Genomic DNA, 16807 nt, shown 5'->3' on the forward strand with positions numbered 1-16807 from the left:
GGGTGGCCGCGATGCAGCTGACACGCACACACCGAATACTCATCGGCCTCGTCATCGGCGGTGCGCTGATCATCGCGGGGATCGGTTTCGCGGGTTCGTACGCCGCCGTGCGCGAGCTCGCCCTGCAGAAGGGCTTCGGCACCTTCTCGTACTTCTTCCCGATCGGCATCGACGCGGGCATCTGTGTGCTGCTCGCGCTGGACCTGCTGCTGACCTGGCTGCGGATCCCGTTCCCGCTGCTGCGCCAGACGGCCTGGGTGCTGACGGCGGCGACGATCGCCTTCAACGGCGCGGCGGCCTGGCCGGACCCGCTGGGTGTGGGCATGCACGCCGTGATCCCGGTGCTGTTCGTGGTGGCCGTCGAGGCCGCGCGGCACGCCGTGGGCCGGATCGCGGACATCACGGCCGACAAGCACATGGAGGGCGTCCGGATCACCCGCTGGCTGCTCTCGCCGGTGCCGACGTTCCGGCTGTGGCGCCGGATGAAGCTGTGGGAGCTCCGCTCGTACGAGCAGGTGATCAAGCTGGAGCAGGAGCGGCTGATCTACCAGGCACGGCTGCAGGCGCGCTTCGGCCGGAGCTGGCGGCGCAAGGCGCCGGTGGAGGCGCTGATGCCGCTGCGTCTCGCCCGGTACGGGGTGCCGCTCGCGGAGACGGCCGCGGCGGGCCTGGCGGCGGCGGGCATAGAGCCGGCGGTACTCCCTCCGGGCCCTCAGCCGCAGCCGGTCGCGCTCCCGCAGCCCCAGCAGCCTGCGGCACTGCAGGCCCAGGTCCCGGCGCAGGCCCAGGTCCCGGCGCAGGCGCAGGGCCCGAACCAGGCGCAGGGCCCGGTGGGACCGATGGGGCCGGTGAATCACGAGAGCCACTGGTTCGACGCCTCGCAGGTCTCCCCGGAGTCGTACGAAGGCAGCTACAACCCGCAGATCGTGGAGGGCCTGGAGCCCATCCCCGTTCCGGTGCCGCAGGGGCCGGAGGACGTTCCTCCGGCGGGGCCCGAGGAGTTCGTGGAGTACCCGGAGTACGTGGAGCAGCCGGAGCCGCGGGCCAACGAGTTCGAGGACGTCGTCTACAAGGTCATGGGGTCGTACGTGCTCGAGCACGAGCGGTTCCCGGCCGAGGCCGAGCTGGCGCAGCTGGTGGCCGAGCAGTACGGCCTTCCGGAGTTCCCGGCGTCCGACATCGATCTGCTGCGGCAGGCGGTGCCGGGTGCGCAGGAGCGGGTCCAGCAGGCGAGGGCCGACGTGGACACCCCGTAGGGGCACGAAGAGCATGTGAAAGGGCCGCCACCCGCATCCGGGTGGCGGCCCTTTCACATGCTCAGGTCTTCACATGCTCAGGTCACGCGCTCAGGCTCCGAGCAGCTTGCGCACCCGCTCCGCACCCACCGCGAGCAGCAGCGTGGGCAGGCGCGGGCCCGTCTCGCGGCTGACGAGGAGCTTGTAGAGCAGGGCGAAGAACGCGCGCTGGGCGAGCTTCAGCTCGGGCGTCGGCTTGGCCTCCGCGTCGAGGCCGGCCATGACCTTCGGGACGCCGTAGACGAGGGTGGTGAGCCCGTCGAGCGACCAGTGGGTGTCGAGGCCCTCCAGGAGCAGGCGGAGCGACTCGCGGCCCTCGTCGTCCAGGGAGCCGAGGAGCTCGGTGTCGGGCTCCTCGCGGACGATGGTGCGCTGGTCGGCCGGGACCTGGTTGGTGATCCAGTTCTCGGCGCGGTCGAGGCGCGGCCGGACCTCGTCGAGGGTGGTGACCGGGTTCTCGGGGTCGAGCTCGGTCAGGATCCGCAGGGTCTGCTCGTCGTGGCCGGCGGTGATGTCCATGACCGAGGCGAGGGTGCGGTACGGCAGCGGGCGCGGGGTGCGCGGCAGCTCGCCGGCGGCCGTGCGGGCGGCGCGGGAGTGGGCGGCGGCGTCGGCGGGCAGGACGGAGCCGTCGGCGACCTTGGCCTCCAGCTTGTCCCACTCGTCGTAGAGCCGCTGGATCTCCTGGTCGAAGGCGATCTTGAAGGACTGGTTCGGCTTGCGGCGGGCGTACAGCCAGCGCAGCAGCGGGGCTTCCATGATCTTCAGCGCGTCGGCGGCCGTGGGCACGCCACCGCGCGAGGAGGACATCTTGGCCATGCCGCTGATGCCGACGAAGGCGTACATGGGGCCGATGGGCTGGACGCCGTCGAAGATCTCGCGGACGATCTGGCCGCCGACGACGAAGGACGAGCCGGGCGAGGAGTGGTCGACGCCGGAGGGCTCGAAGATGACGCCCTCGTAGGCCCAGCGCATGGGCCAGTCGACCTTCCAGACCAGCTTGCCGCGGTTGAACTCGCTGAGCGCGACGGTCTCGGAGAAGCCGCAGTTGGTGCAGGTGTAGGCGAGCTCGGTGGTGTCGTCGTCGTAGGAGGTGACGGCGGTGAGGTCCTTCTCGCACTGCCCGCAGTAGGGCTTGTACGGGAAGTAGCCGGAGGTGCCGCCGGAGCCGTCGTCCTCGCCGGCGGCGCCGGAGCCCTCCTCGGCCTCCAGCTCGGCCTCGTCGACGGGCTTCTGCGACTGCTTCTTCGGGGCCTTCTTCGTCCGGTACTGGTCGAGGATGGCGTCGATGTCGCCGCGGTGCCTCATCGCGTGCAGGATCTGCTCGCGGTAGGCGCCGGCGGTGTACTGCTCGGTCTGGCTGATGGGGTCGTACTCGACGCCCAGCTCGGCGAGCGACTCGACCATGGCGGCCTTGAAGTGCTCGGCCCAGTTGGGGTGGGGCGAGCCTGCCGGGGCCGGGACGGAGGTCAGCGGCTTGCCGATGTGCTCGGCCCAGGACGCGTCGATGCCCTCGATGCCGTTCGGCACCTTGCGGTAGCGGTCGTAGTCGTCCCAGGAGATGAGGTGCCGGACCTCGTACCCGCGGCGGCGGATCTCGTCGGCGACCAGGTGCGGGGTCATGACCTCGCGGAGGTTGCCGAGGTGGATCGGGCCGGACGGGGAGAGGCCGGAGGCGACGACGACCGGTTTGCCAGGCGCACGTCGCTCCGACTCGGCGATGACCTCGTCCGCGAAACGGGAGACCCAGTCGGTCTCGGTGCTGCTCTGAGCCACGGTCGGTACGTCCTTCTTCCTGAGGAGTTCTTGCCTGACAGCCCTACGCGAACCATTCTCCCAGACGGAACGCGGGTCTCCGAGGTTGTCCACAGGCGGGGAAATCACGTTGCGCTCCCGTGGGACACTTGACAGGCGAATCAGACCTGACGAACTCAACAGGAACGGAAGCTCATGGCCTCGGTCCCTTCCCTCGCTTCGACCGTGCAGCAGCGCCTCGCGGACGGCCTCTCGGCAGCCCTGCCGGACGCCGCGTCCGCCGACCCGCTGCTCCGACGAAGCGACCGGGCCGACTTCCAGGCCAACGGCATCCTGGCGCTCGCCAAGCAGCTCAAGGGCAACCCGCGTGAGCTGGCGACGAAGGTCGTCGAGGCGATCCCGGCCAATGACGTCCTGAAGGAGATCGAGGTCTCGGGCCCCGGCTTCCTGAACATCACGGTCACCGACGCGGCGATCATCGACACCCTCGCGGCCCGTGCGGCGGACGCGCGTCTCGGCGTGCCGTTCAACGAGTCGGCGGGCACGACGGTCATCGACTACGCCCAGCCGAACGTGGCGAAGGAGATGCACGTCGGCCACCTCCGGTCCGCCGTGATCGGCGCGGCGATGGTCGAGATCCTCGAGTTCACCGGCGAGACGGTGGTCCGGCGCCACCACATCGGCGACTGGGGCACCCAGTTCGGCATGCTCATCCAGTTCCTGATCGAGCACCCGCACGAGCTGGACCACAAGGCCGAGGACGGCGCCGAGGTCTCCGGTGAGGAGGCCATGTCGAACCTGAACCGGCTGTACAAGGCCTCGCGTGCCCTGTTCGACTCCGACGAGGACTTCAAGACGCGGGCCCGCGCGCGCGTGGTGGACCTCCAGGCCGGGGACGAGGAGACGCTCGCGCTCTGGCAGCGGTTCGTCGACGAGTCGAAGATCTACTTCTACTCGGTCTTCGACAAGCTGGACATGGACATCCGGGACGGCGACGTCGTCGGCGAGTCCGGGTACAACGACATGCTGGCGGAGACCTGCCGCATCCTGGAGGAGTCGGGCGTCGCCGTCCGCTCCGAGGGCGCGCTGTGCGTGTTCTTCGACGACGTGAAGGGCCCGGACGGCAACCCGGTGCCGCTGATCGTCCAGAAGTCCGACGGCGGCTTCGGCTACGCGGCGACGGACCTGTCCGCGATCCGTGACCGGGTGCAGAACCTGAAGGCGACCTCCCTGCTGTACGTGGTGGACGCCCGCCAGTCGCTGCACTTCAAGATGGTCTTCGAGACGGCCCGCCGGGCCGGCTGGCTGAACGACGAGGTGAAGGCCGTCCAGCTGGCCTTCGGCACGGTCCTGGGCAAGGACGGCAAGCCGTTCAAGACCCGCGAGGGCGAGACGGTCCGGCTGGTGGATCTGCTGGACGAAGCCGTGGACCGGGCGACGACGGTCGTCCGCGAGAAGGCCGAGAAGGTGGGCCTGACCGAGACGGAGATCGTCGAGAACGGCCAGTTCGTCGGCATCGGCGCGGTGAAGTACGCCGACCTGTCGACGTCCGCAGCGCGCGACTACAAGTTCGACCTGGACCAGATGGTGTCGCTGAACGGCGACACGTCGGTGTACCTGCAGTACGCGTACGCCCGTATCAGGTCGATCTTCGGCAAGGCCGGCGACCGCACCCCCGTCGCCCACCCGGAGCTGGAGCTCGCTCCGGCGGAGCGCGCGCTCGGCCTGCACCTGGACCAGTTCGCCGAGACGGTGTCCGAGGCGGCCACGGAGTACGCGCCGCACAAGCTCACCGCGTACCTGTACCAGCTCGCCTCGCTGCTCACGACGTTCTACGACCAGTGCCCGGTCATCAAGCCGGAGCCGCCGCAGGAGATCGCGGAGAACCGCCTCTTCCTGTGCGAGCTGACGGCCCGCACGCTGCACCAGGGCATGGCCCTGCTGGGCATCCGGACGCCCGAGCGTCTCTGACACCCCTGGTACGAAGACACCCCTGGTACGAAGCCCCCGGTACGGATCACCGTGCCGGGGGCTTCGTCGTCAGCGGCTGATGGTGTGCGAGGTCCGGCCGGACACCTCGTCGATCTCGGTGTGGGCCTTCTGGAGCAGCTGGGAGGCGAGGTCCATCAGGGCGCGCGCGCCGGCGATCTCCTCGCCCACCCGCAGCTGGTCCGGGTCGGAGGGGTGCCGGTTCGCGGTGCCGTGGGCCCGGAACTCGGTGCCGTCGCTGAGCCGGACCATGGCCGCGGCCCGCGTGCGGTCACCTTCCTCCTGGAACTCCATCTCCACGTGCCATCCGACAAGTGTGTGCATCATGAGGACCACCTCCACCGAGGACCTGTCGGCTACCTCTCCAGGGTGCGCCGCCCGGTGCCGCCCCACCACTCGCCCCGTTGTCAGTGGCTCCCCCTACCTTTCGATCATGGCGATGATCCCGAACCAGCTGCCGAAGCTCGTTTCCGATCCGACCGGCCGTTCCCTCGGCCTCGGCCTGCCGCCGGGTTCTCTCACGGGCCCGGCGGACGACCCGTACCTCTGGTCGGGGCACGGCGCGGCGGGGCCGGCCGCATGGGCGGCGCTGCGCCCGGCGGCCCGGACGGCGGGGCTGCTGCCGGTGCTGCTGGGTGGCAGGTGGGGCCTGGACGAGTGGGAGCTGGAGCCGGAGCGGATGAGCGACCCGGCGGACCACGACGCCGACGAGGTCCTTGCCGACTTCTGGGAGTACTACGCGGCCTCGGAGATACCGGAGGCGGAGCGGGACCTCCGGGTGACCGCGGCCGTGGAGAAGTTGTTCGGCGAGCAGTCGGGGTACGAGGAGGCCGTGGCTGCCTTCGCCGCCGGCTGGCCGGGGCTGGCTCCGGCGCAGCCGCTGCGTACGGACCCGGACCGAGCGGCGCAGGCCGTCGCGGAGCTGCTGACGAGGCCGGGTTCCTGGCTGGCGGAGGCGCGCCCGGCCCTGGTGCCCGCCCGGCGGAGCGCCGACATACCGGCAGTCATCGGCTGGGGCGGGCCCATGAACCACGAGAACGACGTGGCGCGCCTGTGCGCGGTGCTGCGCTCCTGGGAGGACCGTTTCGGCGCTCGGGTCGTCGCGCTGACCTTCGACCAGCTGGTGGTGTCGGTGGCCGCCCCGCCCCGGACCGTGGAGGAGGCCGAGGCGGTGGCGGCGGAGCACTTCGCGTTCTGCCCGGACAACGTCACGCAGGGGAACCACGACGACCTGCGCGCCTACGCGCGGGAGGCCCTGCTGAACAGCCCGATGTGGAGCTTCTGGTGGGACTAGGCCCCGACTAGCGGCCCCCGGCGGACAGCTTCTGCGCGACCTCGGTCGCCCAGTAGGTGAGGATCATCTGCGCGCCGGCGCGGCGGATGCCGGTGAGGGTCTCCAGGATCGCCTTGTCGCGGTCGATCCAGCCCTTCTCGGCGGCGGCTTCGACCATCGAGTACTCGCCGCTGATCTGGTAGGCGGCGACGGGCACGTCGACGGAGGCGGCGACCTTGGCGAGCACGTCGAGGTACGGCCCGGCCGGCTTCACCATCACCATGTCGGCGCCCTCCTCCAGGTCGAGCGCCAGCTCGCGCAGGGACTCGCGGAGGTTGGCGGGGTCCTGCTGGTAGGTCTTGCGGTCGCCCTGGAGGGAGGAGCCGACGGCCTCGCGGAAGGGGCCGTAGAAGGCGGAGGAGTACTTCGCGGTGTACGCGAGGATCGACACGTCCTCCTTGCCGATGGTGTCCAGGGCGTCGCGGACGACTCCGACCTGGCCGTCCATCATCCCGGAGGGGCCGACGACGTGGACGCCGGCGTCGGCCTGGACCTGGGCCATCTCGGCGTAGCGTTCCAGGGTGGCGTCGTTGTCGACGCGGCCGTCGGCGTCGAGGACGCCGCAGTGGCCGTGGTCGGTGAACTCGTCGAGGCACAGGTCCGACATGATGACGAGCTCGTCGCCGACCTCGGCGCGGACGTCGCGGATGGCGACCTGGAGGATCCCGTCCGGGTCCGTGCCGGCCGTTCCGGCGGCGTCCTTCTTCGCGTCCTCGGGCACGCCGAAGAGCATGATCCCGGAGACTCCGGCCTCCAGCGCCTCCACGGCGGCCTTCCGCAGGGTGTCCCGCGTGTGCTGCACGACCCCGGGCATGGCCTGGATCGGCACGGGCTCGGTGATGCCCTCGCGCACGAACGCGGGCAGGATCAGGTCGGCGGGATGCAGGCGCGTCTCGGCCACCATCCGCCGCAGGGCAGGCGTCGTCCGCAGCCGCCGCGGCCGCGCCCCGGGAAAGGATCCGTACGAGTTCATGCCCCCGAGGCTACGCCCGCGGGAGCCCCCCCTTTACCGACGCGATGTGGGCATACCCCCGCCCACCGCCGTGTGGGCAATCGTCCCGCTGGGGCGATGGGGGTCCCCCTGCTCGAGCGGAACGTATGCCCACAACGGGGGGCCGGCGGGGCGCACAACGCGCGCGGGGCGCGGCCCCCGAAGAGACCGCGCCCCGCACCACACCAGAAACCGCTACGTCGTCCGACGTCGCCGCGCCCCCGGCCTCCGCTCCGACGGCCGCGTCACCGGATCCCCCGCCTCCAGCGCCGTCTCCCGGCGCCGCAGGCCGAAGTCCGCCAGCGCCTCGGCGAGCTTGTGGACGGACGGCTCGGGCGAGAGCACGTCGACCCGCAGCCCGTGCTCCTCGGCCGTCTTGGCCGTGGCGGGCCCGATGCAGGCGATGACCGTCACGTTGTGCGGCTTGCCGGCGATGCCGACGAGGTTCCGCACGGTCGAGGACGAGGTGAAGAGCACGGCGTCGAAGCCGCCGCCCTTGATCGCCTCGCGCGTGTCCGCCGGCGGCGGCGAGGCCCGTACGGTCCGGTAGGCGGTGACGTCGTCGACCTCCCACCCGAGCTCGATGAGCCCGGCGACCAGCGTCTCGGTGGCGATGTCGGCGCGCGGCAGGAAGACGCGGTCGATCGGGTCGAAGACCGGGTCGTACGGCGGCCAGTCCTCCAGCAGGCCCGCCGCGGACTGCTCGCCCGACGGCACGAGGTCCGGCTTCACGCCGAAGTCCACGAGCGCGGCGGCGGTCTGCTCGCCGACGGCCGCGACCTTGATGCCGGCGAAGGCGCGGGCGTCGAGCCCGTATTCCTCGAACTTCTCCCGTACGGCCTTGACCGCGTTCACCGAGGTGAAGGCGATCCACTCGTACCGTCCGGTGACGAGCCCCTTGACCGCCCGCTCCATCTGCTGCGGGGTGCGCGGCGGCTCGACGGCGATCGTCGGCACCTCGTGGGGCACCGCGCCGTACGAGCGCAGCTGGTCGGAGAGCGACGCGGCCTGCTCCTTGGTGCGCGGCACGAGGACCCGCCACCCGAAGAGGGGCTTGGACTCGAACCACGACAGCTGGTCCCGCTGCGCGGCGGCGCTGCGCTCGCCGACCACGGCTATGACCGGCCGGTGGCCCTCGGGCGAGGGGAGGACCTTGCCCTGCTTGAAGACCTGGGCGATGGTGCCGAGCGTCGCGTTCCAGGTGCGCTGGCGCGTCGTCGTACCGGCGATGGTGACGGTGAGCGGGGTGTCCGGCTTACGGCCAGCCGCCACCAGCTCTCCGGCAGCCGCGGCGACCGAATCCAGGGAGGTGGACACGACGACGGTCCCGTCCGAGGCACCGACCTCGGACCAGCACCGCTCGTCGGCGGTCCGGGCGTCGACGAAGCGCACGTCGGTGCCCTGCGCGTCGCGCAGCGGCACACCGGCGTACGCGGGCACGCCGACGGCGGTGGCGACGCCGGGCACGACCTCGAAGGGGATGCCCTCGGCGGCGCAGGCGAGCATCTCGGCTCCCGCGTTCCCGTCGAGGCCGGGGTCGCCGGTCACCGCACGGACGACCCGCCTGCCGCCCCTCGCGGCCTCCATGACAAGATTGGCCGCATCCCTCAACACGGGGACACCGGCGGTTGTTGACGCCTCGTCAACAACCGTCAGCTCAGGCGTGCTCACCCCCACGCGCGCATGGCCGCGAACGACCTCGAGCACCTCCGGCTCGGCGATCAGGACATCCGCTCCGGCGAGGGCCTCGACGGCCCTGAGGGTCAGGAGTCCGGGGTCACCGGGGCCTGCGCCGAGGAATGTGACGTGCCCATGGCCTGCGAAGGCCGGGGACAGCGGGCTGGTGGTCGGGCGGGTGGGGTTCAAAGTGCTCGCTCCCCCATAAGACCGGCCGCACCCTTGGCGAGCATTTCGTCCGCGAGTTCGCGTCCGAGCGCCATGGCCTCGTCGTGCGAGGTGGGTACGGGTCCGGTGGTGGACAGCTGCACCAGCGTCGAGCCGTCGGTGGTGCCGACGACGCCGCGCAGGCGCATTTCGGTGACAACCTGCCCGTGACCGGGGTCGTCGGCCAGCAGGTCGGCCAGCGCACCCACAGGTGCGGAGCAGCCGGCCTCCAGGGCGGCGAGCAGGGATCGCTCGGCGGTCACGGCGGCCCGCGTGCGCGGGTCGTCGAGAGGCGCGAGCGCGGCGACGAGTTCGGTGTTCGACGCCAGGCATTCGACGGCCAGGGCCCCCTGGCCGGGGGCGGGCAGGACGGTGTCGACGGCCAGCGGCTCGGCGGAGAGGCCGCCGAGGAGCTCGTCGGTCCCGCCGATGCGGTTGAGTCCGGCCGCGGCCAGGACGACCGCGTCGAGCTCGCCAGCGCGGACGTAGCCGACGCGGGTGTCGACGTTGCCGCGGATGGGGACGCAGGTGATGTCCAGGCCGTGGTTGCGCGCGTAGGCGTGGAGCTGTGCCATCCGCCGCGGGGAGCCGGTGCCGACCCGGGCGCCCTGGGGCAACCGGTCCAGCGACAGTCCCTCGCGGGCGATCAGTACGTCGCGCGGGTCCTCGCGCTGCGGGATCGCGGCCAGCACCAGGTCGGGGTGCTGCGCGGTCGGCAGGTCCTTCAGGGAGTGCACGGCGAAGTCCACCTCGCCCGCGAGCAGCGCGTCGCGCAGCGCGGCGACGAAGACGCCGGTGCCGCCGATCTGCGCGAGGTGCTCCCGGGAGGTGTCCCCGTACGTCGTGATCTCCACGAGCTCGACGGGCCGGCCGGTCAGCTGCCGGACGGCGTCGGCCACGTGCCCGGACTGGGCCATGGCGAGCTTGCTGCGCCTGGTCCCGAGCCTCAGTGCCCTCTCGGTCATACTCGCCCTCGGTTCTTGACGTCGGCGTCATTCAGGTCGGCCCGGCTGACAGAAGCCACCGTCTCCGGGTCGAGGTCGAAGAGTGTCCGCAGCGCGTCCGCGTACCCGGCGCCGCCGGGCTCGCTGGCCAGCTGCTTGACCCGCACGGTCGGCGCGTGCAGGAGCTTGTCGACCACGCGGCGCACGGTCTGGGTGATCTCGGCGCGCTGCTTGTCGTCGAGGCCGGGGAGGCGGCCTTCCAGCCGGGCGACCTCGCCCGCGACCACCTCGGCGGCCATCGTGCGCAGGGCGACGACGGTGGGGGTGATGTGCGCGGCGCGCTGGGCGGCGCCGAAGGCGGCGACCTCGTCGGAGACGATGCCCCGGACCTGGTCGACGTCGGCGGCCATGGGGGCGTCGGCGGAGGCCTCGGCGAGCGACTCGATGTCGACGAGCCGGACACCGGGGATGCGGTGGGCGGCGGCGTCGATGTCGCGGGGCATGGCGAGGTCGAGCAGGAAGAGCGGAGCCGTACGGCCCTGCACGGCGTCCTCGACGGCCTCGCCGGTGAGGACGAGTCCGGTGGCGCCGGTGCAGGAGACGACGACGTCGGCACGTGTCAGTTCGTCGCCGACGGCAACCATCTCGACCGCGCGTGCGGCCGCCCCCGTGCCTCCCCCGGAGTTGCCTCTGGGGGTGCCACCGGCCTCGCCCAGGATCTGGGCGAGCCGCTCGGCGCGGGACAGGGTGCGGTTGGCGATGACGATCTCGGAGACGCCGGAGCGCGCGAGCGTGGCGGCGGCCAGCGAGGACATCGAGCCGGCCCCGATGACGAGGGCCTTCTTGCCCTTGGCCCAGGTCTCGACGTCCGCGTCCTGGGCGAGCTGCTCCAGGCCGAAGGTGACGAGCGACTGCCCGGCCCGGTCGATGCCGGTCTCGCTGTGGGCGCGCTTGCCGACCCTCAGGGCCTGCTGGAACAGGTCGTTGAGGAGCCGGCCGGCGGTGTGGAGCTCCTGGCCGAGGGCGAGGGCGTCCTTGATCTGGCCGAGGATCTGGCCCTCGCCGACGACCATGGAGTCGAGCCCGCAGGCCACCGAGAAGAGGTGGTGGACGGCCCTGTCCTCGTAGTGCACATAGAGATAAGGAGTGAGCTCGTCCAGGCCGACGCCGCTGTGCTGCGCGAGCAGCGTGGACAGCTCGGCGACCCCGGCGTGGAACTTGTCCACGTCGGCGTAGAGCTCGATGCGGTTGCAGGTGGCCAGGACGGTGCCCTCGGCGGCCGGTTCGGCGGCGAGGGTGTCCTGGAGCAGCTTGGCCTGGGTGTCCGCCGACAGCGAGGCCCGCTCCAGGATGGAGACCGGGGCGCTGCGGTGGCTCAGGCCGACGACGAGAAGGCTCATGCCGGCATCACCGCGGGGACGTCCCCGTCGGGTCCCTTGCGGCCGGCGCCGCCCGCGGTGCCACGGGGGGCCGGCGGCGCGACGGCCGCGGCGGGCTCGGGCTCGGCGCCCGCGTCGGGGCCCTCCTCGGCGCTCATCTCCTCGCCGGCCTTGCGCTGCTCGTGGAAGGCGAGGATCTGCAGCTCGATGGAGAGGTCGACCTTGCGCACGTCGACGCCGTCGGGCACGGACAGCACGGTCGGGGCGAAGTTCAGGATGGAGGTGACTCCGGCGGCCACGAGCCGGTCGCAGACCTGCTGGGCGACGCCGGCCGGGGTCGCGATGACGCCGATGGAGACGCCGTCCTCGTTGATGATCTTCTCGAGGTCGTCGCTGTGCTGGACGGGGATCCCGGCGACCGGCTTGCCGGTCATGGCGGGGTCGGCGTCGATGAGCGCGGCGACGCGGAAGCCTCGGGAGGCGAAACCGCCGTAGCCCGCGAGGGCGGCGCCGAGGTTACCGATGCCGACGATGACGACCGGCCAGTCCTGGGTGAGCCCCAGCTCACGGGAGATCTGGTAGACGAGGTACTCGACGTCGTAGCCGACACCGCGGGTGCCGTACGAGCCGAGGTAGCTGAAGTCCTTGCGCAGCTTCGCGGAGTTGACCCCCGCCGCGGCCGCGAGCTCCTCGGAGGAGACCGTGGGTACGGAGCGCTCCGAGAGCGCGGTGAGTGCGCGCAGATACAGCGGAAGCCGGGCGACGGTGGCCTCGGGAATTCCTCGGCTACGGGTCGCCGGTCGGTGAGTTCGGCCAGTTGCCACGGTGCTCCTGCGGGATGAGCGGGGCTGCAGGCGGCCATATGTCCCAAGACCGCCCCGTCGAATGCAGGCTATGTCTTTGTGAACGCGTGCACAAAGATGGTGTCCGTTTTGTCTGCCCAAAGTGACCGGGGTCACGCGGCCGGTTCGTATCGTCGCGGAACCGCGGAGTGCGTCAGCGCGTTGAGATCCCGAAGGGGGCAAAGCCGCACACTCTCCTCACGATGCCGCCCCCGAAACCCAACAAAACGTCCATGATGGTAACCGTCTTTCGGTCAGGCACCCAGTTCGCGCCGGAGCCGCCCCGCGTCCACGCGCCAGAAGGTGTGCTGCTCGCCGTCGATCAGGACGACGGGAATCTGCTCCCAGTACGCCCGGTGGAGCTCCTCGTCCCGGGTGATGTCCTTCTCCTCCCAGGATGCTCCGGTCTCCGCGCACACGGCCTCGATCACCGCGCGGGCGTCGTCGCAGAGATGACACCCCGGCTTGCCGATCAGCGTCACCACACGCGACGCGGCGCCGCCGCCGCCCGACGGGGCGTCCTTCTTCTTCGTACGTCCGAACATGACGTCCATTCTGGCGCCCGGTAACAGCGGAGTCCCCCACTGTTCACACCACGGCATCCTCACAAGTCAGGAAGTACCGAACAGACTGGCTATGCTCAACGGCATGGCCGCTCTGGGATGGCTCACCCCCCGTAGGCGCTCCGCCACCGCGCGCAGCGTCCTGGCAGGCGAGGCCGCCGCCGAGGCGGCGCGCAAGTCCTCGCTCCAGCTGGAGCTGGAGCGCGAGGAGTCCGCCGCCGCCGAGACCGAGGCCGCCGAGCCCGAGTTCCCGGTCGTCGGAGACGTCCGGGCGGCGGCCTTCTTCGACCTCGACAACACCGTGATGCAGGGCGCCGCGCTCTTCCACTTCGGGCGCGGCCTGTACAAGCGGAAGTTCTTCCAGCGCCGCGAACTCGCGCGCTTCGCCTGGGCGCAGGCCTGGTTCCGGATCGCCGGCGTCGAGGACCCCGAGCACATGCAGGACGCCCGCGACAGCGCCCTGTCCATCGTCAAGGGCCACCGCGTCTCCGAACTGATGTCGATCGGCGAGGAGATCTACGACGAGTACATGGCCGACCGCATCTGGCCCGGGACCCGCGGCCTCGCCCAGGCGCACCTGGACGCGGGCCAGAAGGTCTGGCTGGTCACGGCCGCCCCGGTCGAGACGGCCACGATCATCGCCCGCCGCCTCGGCCTGACCGGCGCGCTCGGCACGGTCGCCGAGTCCGTCGACGGCGTGTACACGGGCAAGCTGGTCGGCGAGCCCCTGCACGGACCGGCCAAGGCCGAGGCCGTACGGGCCCTCGCCGCCGCCGAGGGCCTCGACCTGGGCCGCTGCGCCGCGTACAGCGACTCTCACAACGACATCCCGATGCTCTCGCTGGTGGGACACCCGTACGCGATCAACCCGGACACCAAACTGCGCAAGCACGCGAAGGACCGGGACTGGCGGCTGCGCGACTACCGAACCGGCCGCAAGGCCGCCAAGGTCGGCATCCCCGCCGCCGCGGGCCTGGGCGCGCTGGCCGGCGGCACCGCCGCCGCGGTCGCCCTGCACCGCCGCCGCCACTGAGGCCCCCGCCGCTCCCGCGAGGGTCCTGCCGATACGTTTCGGCTGCGATCACCTGCGACAACCCCGGACCAGGGGCACTCACCCGTCCGTGGTCGAACAGCACCGCACACGTCGACTCCCGGGCATTCCGCACTCCTTACCCCGCAGCGGCCCCGGTCACTCCCCCGCCCCGCACTTGAGCACAACACATCGCCCGCGCAGTCACACTCGGAAGCAAACCGATCAACAAGTAGTCACGAACTGCGACTTGATGCGACTACAAGCAGTAACAGATACGACGGAACCGGTGATTTGAGCAACTGGGTGTAGCGCTGCCTGTACGAAGCGTTATTCTCCTCAGACGCACAAAGGACCCCTCCAGTCGCCACGACGGGTGAACGGTCCCGCACTGCACGTGATGGAAGCTCTGCCTCTGGGAGTCCCGTGTACCCACACGTCGGGGTTGACACCTCGGGCCTGGCTACGCTGCGCGCAACGGTCCTCGACCTTTTGCGCGGCTTCGTCCCCACCGCGTACGCCGGCCCTGTCCCCGCCTTCGCCTTCGCCGCACCGGCACCCGCCGGCCCTTGCTACGCCCTGGCCGACGGCGGCGCCGCCGTGAGCAGACGGGGCGCCCGCTCCGGCTCCGGAACCTCGACCACCGCACGCCGCCCCTCCGCCGACAGCGACAGCGCCCGCATGATGGACCTGGTCGAGCGCGCCCAGGCGGGCGAGGCCGAGGCCTTCGGCCGTCTGTACGACCAGTACAGCGACACGGTCTACCGCTACATCTACTACCGCGTCGGCGGGAAGGCGACGGCGGAAGACCTCACCAGCGAGACGTTCCTGCGCGCCCTGCGCCGGATCTCCACCTTCACCTGGCAGGGCCGCGACTTCGGCGCCTGGCTGGTCACGATCGCGCGGAACCTGGTCGCGGACCACTTCAAGTCCAGCCGCTTCCGCCTGGAAGTCACCACCGGCGAGATGCTCGACGCCAACGAGGTCGAGCGCAGCCCCGAGGACTCCGTCCTGGAGTCCCTCTCCAACGCCGCACTCCTCGACGCGGTGCGCCGCCTCAACCCCCAGCAGCAGGAGTGCGTGACCCTGCGCTTCCTGCAGGGCCTCTCGGTCGCCGAGACCGCCCGGGTCATGGGCAAGAACGAGGGCGCGATCAAGACCCTCCAGTACCGGGCCGTCCGCACCCTGGCCCGCCTCCTCCCGGACGACGCCCGCTGACCGCTCCGCGCCCCCCACACGCGCCCCCCTGCCCCGGTCCGCGCCACCATCCCCGCACCTCCCCCCACACCCCAACGACCCCCGTCCAACTCACAGTCGGTGACGCCTCGATGACGCACTGGTCCGATCATCTTTCGCGCGTAACCCAAGTGCCGCGCCGCTCGTTGTGCGGGATGCAGGCTCCCTGTGGTCACGCCATGTCCGCAGCCACTCACTCTTTCGTGTGGATGCGCTCAAGGTGTGCAACCTTCCGGACACCCCGGGGAGTCGACCGTCATGACGAGAGGAGGTGCCGCCAGTGATCGCGAACGTATCGGCGCACCGGCGGGCGAACGCCTTCGCCCAGGCCCTGGAGGACCGGGCGTCCGAGGACGCGGCGGCCGAGCAGCCCGAGGCCCCGGCGGAACCGGCTGAACCAGCCGGGCAGGGACGACTGTTGGCCTTGGCGAACGGCCTCGGGGAGCTGCCGAAGCCACAGCTCGACCCCGAGGTCAAGGTGGTGCAGCGAGCCCAGCTCGTCGCCGCCATGGAAGCGATGCTCATGGAAGGGAGCGCTGCCGCGGGCCCTACGGTGCCCGAGCAGCGGACATCCACCGGCAAGGGATCCCATCGGGCGTCCCCGCTCCGGAAACTGCGCCCCAGGTCCCGATGGACCAAGGGCCTCGCCGCCGGCGGCCTCACGGTCGGTGTGGCGGCGGGCGCCTTCGGCGGAGTGGCCGCTGCCAGCTCCGACGCCCTCCCCGGTGACTCGCTCTACGGGCTCAAGCGAGGCATGGAGGACATCAAGCTGGGCATGGCGGACGACGACGCGGACCGCGGCGGCATCTACCTCGACCAGGCCTCCACCCGCCTCAGCGAGGCCCGCCGGCTCATGGAGCGCGGCCGCGCGGGGGAGCTCGACCACGAGTCCCTCGCCGAGATCCGCCGCGTCCTGGGCGGGATGAAGCACGACGCCTCGGAAGGCCACCGGCTGCTCCGCGAGGCGTACGAGCGGGACGGCGAGATCGGCCCGATGGCCCGGCTCAACTCCTTCGCCCAGGCCCACCGGGACACCTGGAACGGCCTCCGCGACCGGCTCCCCGTCCAGCTGGCGGACGTCGGCAGCGAGGTGACGGACGTCTTCGACGCCATAGACGAAGAGGTCGAGCCGCTCCAGTCGGTGCTCCCCCGCACCCCCGAGAGAGGCGCGATCGGCACCGGGGGGCCGCGCAGCAGGCCGGGCACCCCTCAGGGCACCCAGGGCACGGGCACCCAGCCCTCGGCCGGCCAGGAGACGTCCCCCTCGGGCAGCCACTCCGCCTCGCCCCGCCCGTCCGGGTCCAGCACGGGAACCACCCCGAGCACGGGCAGCGCCAGCGGCTCGCCCGAGGACGACGGCCTCCTCGGCGGCAACACCGGCGGACTGCTCAATCCGTCCCCGACGGGCACACCGACGGCCCCGACGTCCGGCCAGTCGACCCCGGACGTGCCGGACGTGACCCTTCCGCCACTCCTGCCGGGCCTGCTTCCGGGCCTCGGCATCGACAGCGAGGACGCTCGCTAGCAAGAAGAAGGGGCGCCCCCACGGACGGGGGGCGCCCCTTC

The 16807-nt window shown here is 71.5% G+C and carries 14 protein-coding genes; 6 read left to right on the top strand and 8 right to left on the bottom strand.

Annotation, left to right across the window (positions count from 1 at the left end):
• The first annotated feature begins 2 nt into the window (after window positions 1-2).
• Window positions 3-1256 carry a DUF2637 domain-containing protein gene (locus ACN9M0_RS15495; RefSeq protein WP_366038355.1) on the top strand — a complete coding sequence of 418 codons (1254 nt, stop codon included), beginning with the start codon at window positions 3-5 and terminating at the stop codon, window positions 1254-1256.
• 90 nt (window positions 1257-1346) lie between these two features.
• On the opposite strand, the gene lysS is transcribed toward ACN9M0_RS15495, so the two are convergent.
• Entirely contained in the window at window positions 1347-3071 is a 1725-nt protein-coding gene (gene lysS / locus ACN9M0_RS15500; RefSeq protein ID WP_366038354.1) for a lysine--tRNA ligase, read from the bottom strand.
• Between the two features lie 174 nt (window positions 3072-3245).
• Here lysS and argS point away from each other — a divergent pair, with 174 nt between their 5' ends.
• Window positions 3246-5021: an arginine--tRNA ligase gene (argS, locus tag ACN9M0_RS15505; RefSeq protein ID WP_366038353.1), complete on the top strand. Its 1776-nt coding sequence runs from the start codon at window positions 3246-3248 to the stop codon at window positions 5019-5021.
• A 69-nt stretch (window positions 5022-5090) separates the two neighbouring features.
• On the opposite strand, the gene ACN9M0_RS15510 is transcribed toward argS, so the two are convergent.
• Window positions 5091-5363 (bottom strand): DUF1876 domain-containing protein, encoded by a 273-nt coding sequence (locus tag ACN9M0_RS15510; RefSeq protein ID WP_366038448.1) that lies wholly within the window; start codon window positions 5361-5363, stop codon window positions 5091-5093.
• A 109-nt stretch (window positions 5364-5472) separates the two neighbouring features.
• On the opposite strand from ACN9M0_RS15510, the gene ACN9M0_RS15515 reads away from it, so the two are divergent.
• Window positions 5473-6333, top strand: a complete 861-nt coding sequence (locus ACN9M0_RS15515) for a DUF4253 domain-containing protein (protein ID WP_426403774.1) — start codon at window positions 5473-5475, stop codon at window positions 6331-6333.
• A 7-nt stretch (window positions 6334-6340) separates the two neighbouring features.
• Here ACN9M0_RS15515 and hemB read toward each other — a convergent pair whose 3' ends face one another.
• The 6 genes from hemB to ACN9M0_RS15545 form a co-directional block, all read right to left on the bottom strand.
• Entirely contained in the window at window positions 6341-7345 is a 1005-nt protein-coding gene (gene hemB, locus ACN9M0_RS15520; protein ID WP_426403775.1) for a porphobilinogen synthase, read from the bottom strand.
• A 213-nt stretch (window positions 7346-7558) separates the two neighbouring features.
• Complete coding sequence (locus ACN9M0_RS15525) at window positions 7559-9229, bottom strand: uroporphyrinogen-III synthase (RefSeq protein WP_366038350.1); 1671 nt, start codon at window positions 9227-9229, stop codon at window positions 7559-7561.
• On the bottom strand, window positions 9226-10212 hold the full coding sequence (hemC, locus tag ACN9M0_RS15530) for a hydroxymethylbilane synthase (protein ID WP_366038349.1): 987 nt from the start codon (window positions 10210-10212) through the stop codon (window positions 9226-9228). Before hemC ends, ACN9M0_RS15525 begins: the two co-directional genes overlap by 4 nt.
• Window positions 10209-11591: a glutamyl-tRNA reductase gene (locus ACN9M0_RS15535; protein WP_399698468.1), complete on the bottom strand. Its 1383-nt coding sequence runs from the start codon at window positions 11589-11591 to the stop codon at window positions 10209-10211. Before ACN9M0_RS15535 ends, hemC begins: the two co-directional genes overlap by 4 nt.
• Window positions 11588-12394 carry a redox-sensing transcriptional repressor Rex gene (locus tag ACN9M0_RS15540; RefSeq protein ID WP_366038347.1) on the bottom strand — a complete coding sequence of 269 codons (807 nt, stop codon included), beginning with the start codon at window positions 12392-12394 and terminating at the stop codon, window positions 11588-11590. Before ACN9M0_RS15540 ends, ACN9M0_RS15535 begins: the two co-directional genes overlap by 4 nt.
• Window positions 12395-12666: 272 nt before the next feature.
• Window positions 12667-12966: a glutaredoxin family protein gene (locus ACN9M0_RS15545; RefSeq protein WP_366038346.1), complete on the bottom strand. Its 300-nt coding sequence runs from the start codon at window positions 12964-12966 to the stop codon at window positions 12667-12669.
• A 94-nt stretch (window positions 12967-13060) separates the two neighbouring features.
• On the opposite strand from ACN9M0_RS15545, the gene ACN9M0_RS15550 reads away from it, so the two are divergent.
• The 3 genes from ACN9M0_RS15550 (at window position 13061) to ACN9M0_RS15560 (ending at window position 16766) form a co-directional block, all read left to right on the top strand.
• A complete protein-coding gene (locus ACN9M0_RS15550; protein ID WP_366038345.1) occupies window positions 13061-14008 on the top strand; it encodes an HAD family hydrolase in 948 nt (315 codons plus the stop codon).
• Between the two features lie 423 nt (window positions 14009-14431).
• On the top strand, window positions 14432-15223 hold the full coding sequence (locus tag ACN9M0_RS15555; RefSeq protein ID WP_366038344.1) for an ECF subfamily RNA polymerase sigma factor, BldN family: 792 nt from the start codon (window positions 14432-14434) through the stop codon (window positions 15221-15223).
• A 298-nt stretch (window positions 15224-15521) separates the two neighbouring features.
• Window positions 15522-16766: a DUF5667 domain-containing protein gene (locus tag ACN9M0_RS15560; protein ID WP_366038343.1), complete on the top strand. Its 1245-nt coding sequence runs from the start codon at window positions 15522-15524 to the stop codon at window positions 16764-16766.
• Window positions 16767-16807: the final 41 nt, after the last annotated feature.

The organism is Streptomyces sp. R-07, from assembly GCF_049913175.1.
Lineage (GTDB): Bacteria > Actinomycetota > Actinomycetes > Streptomycetales > Streptomycetaceae > Streptomyces.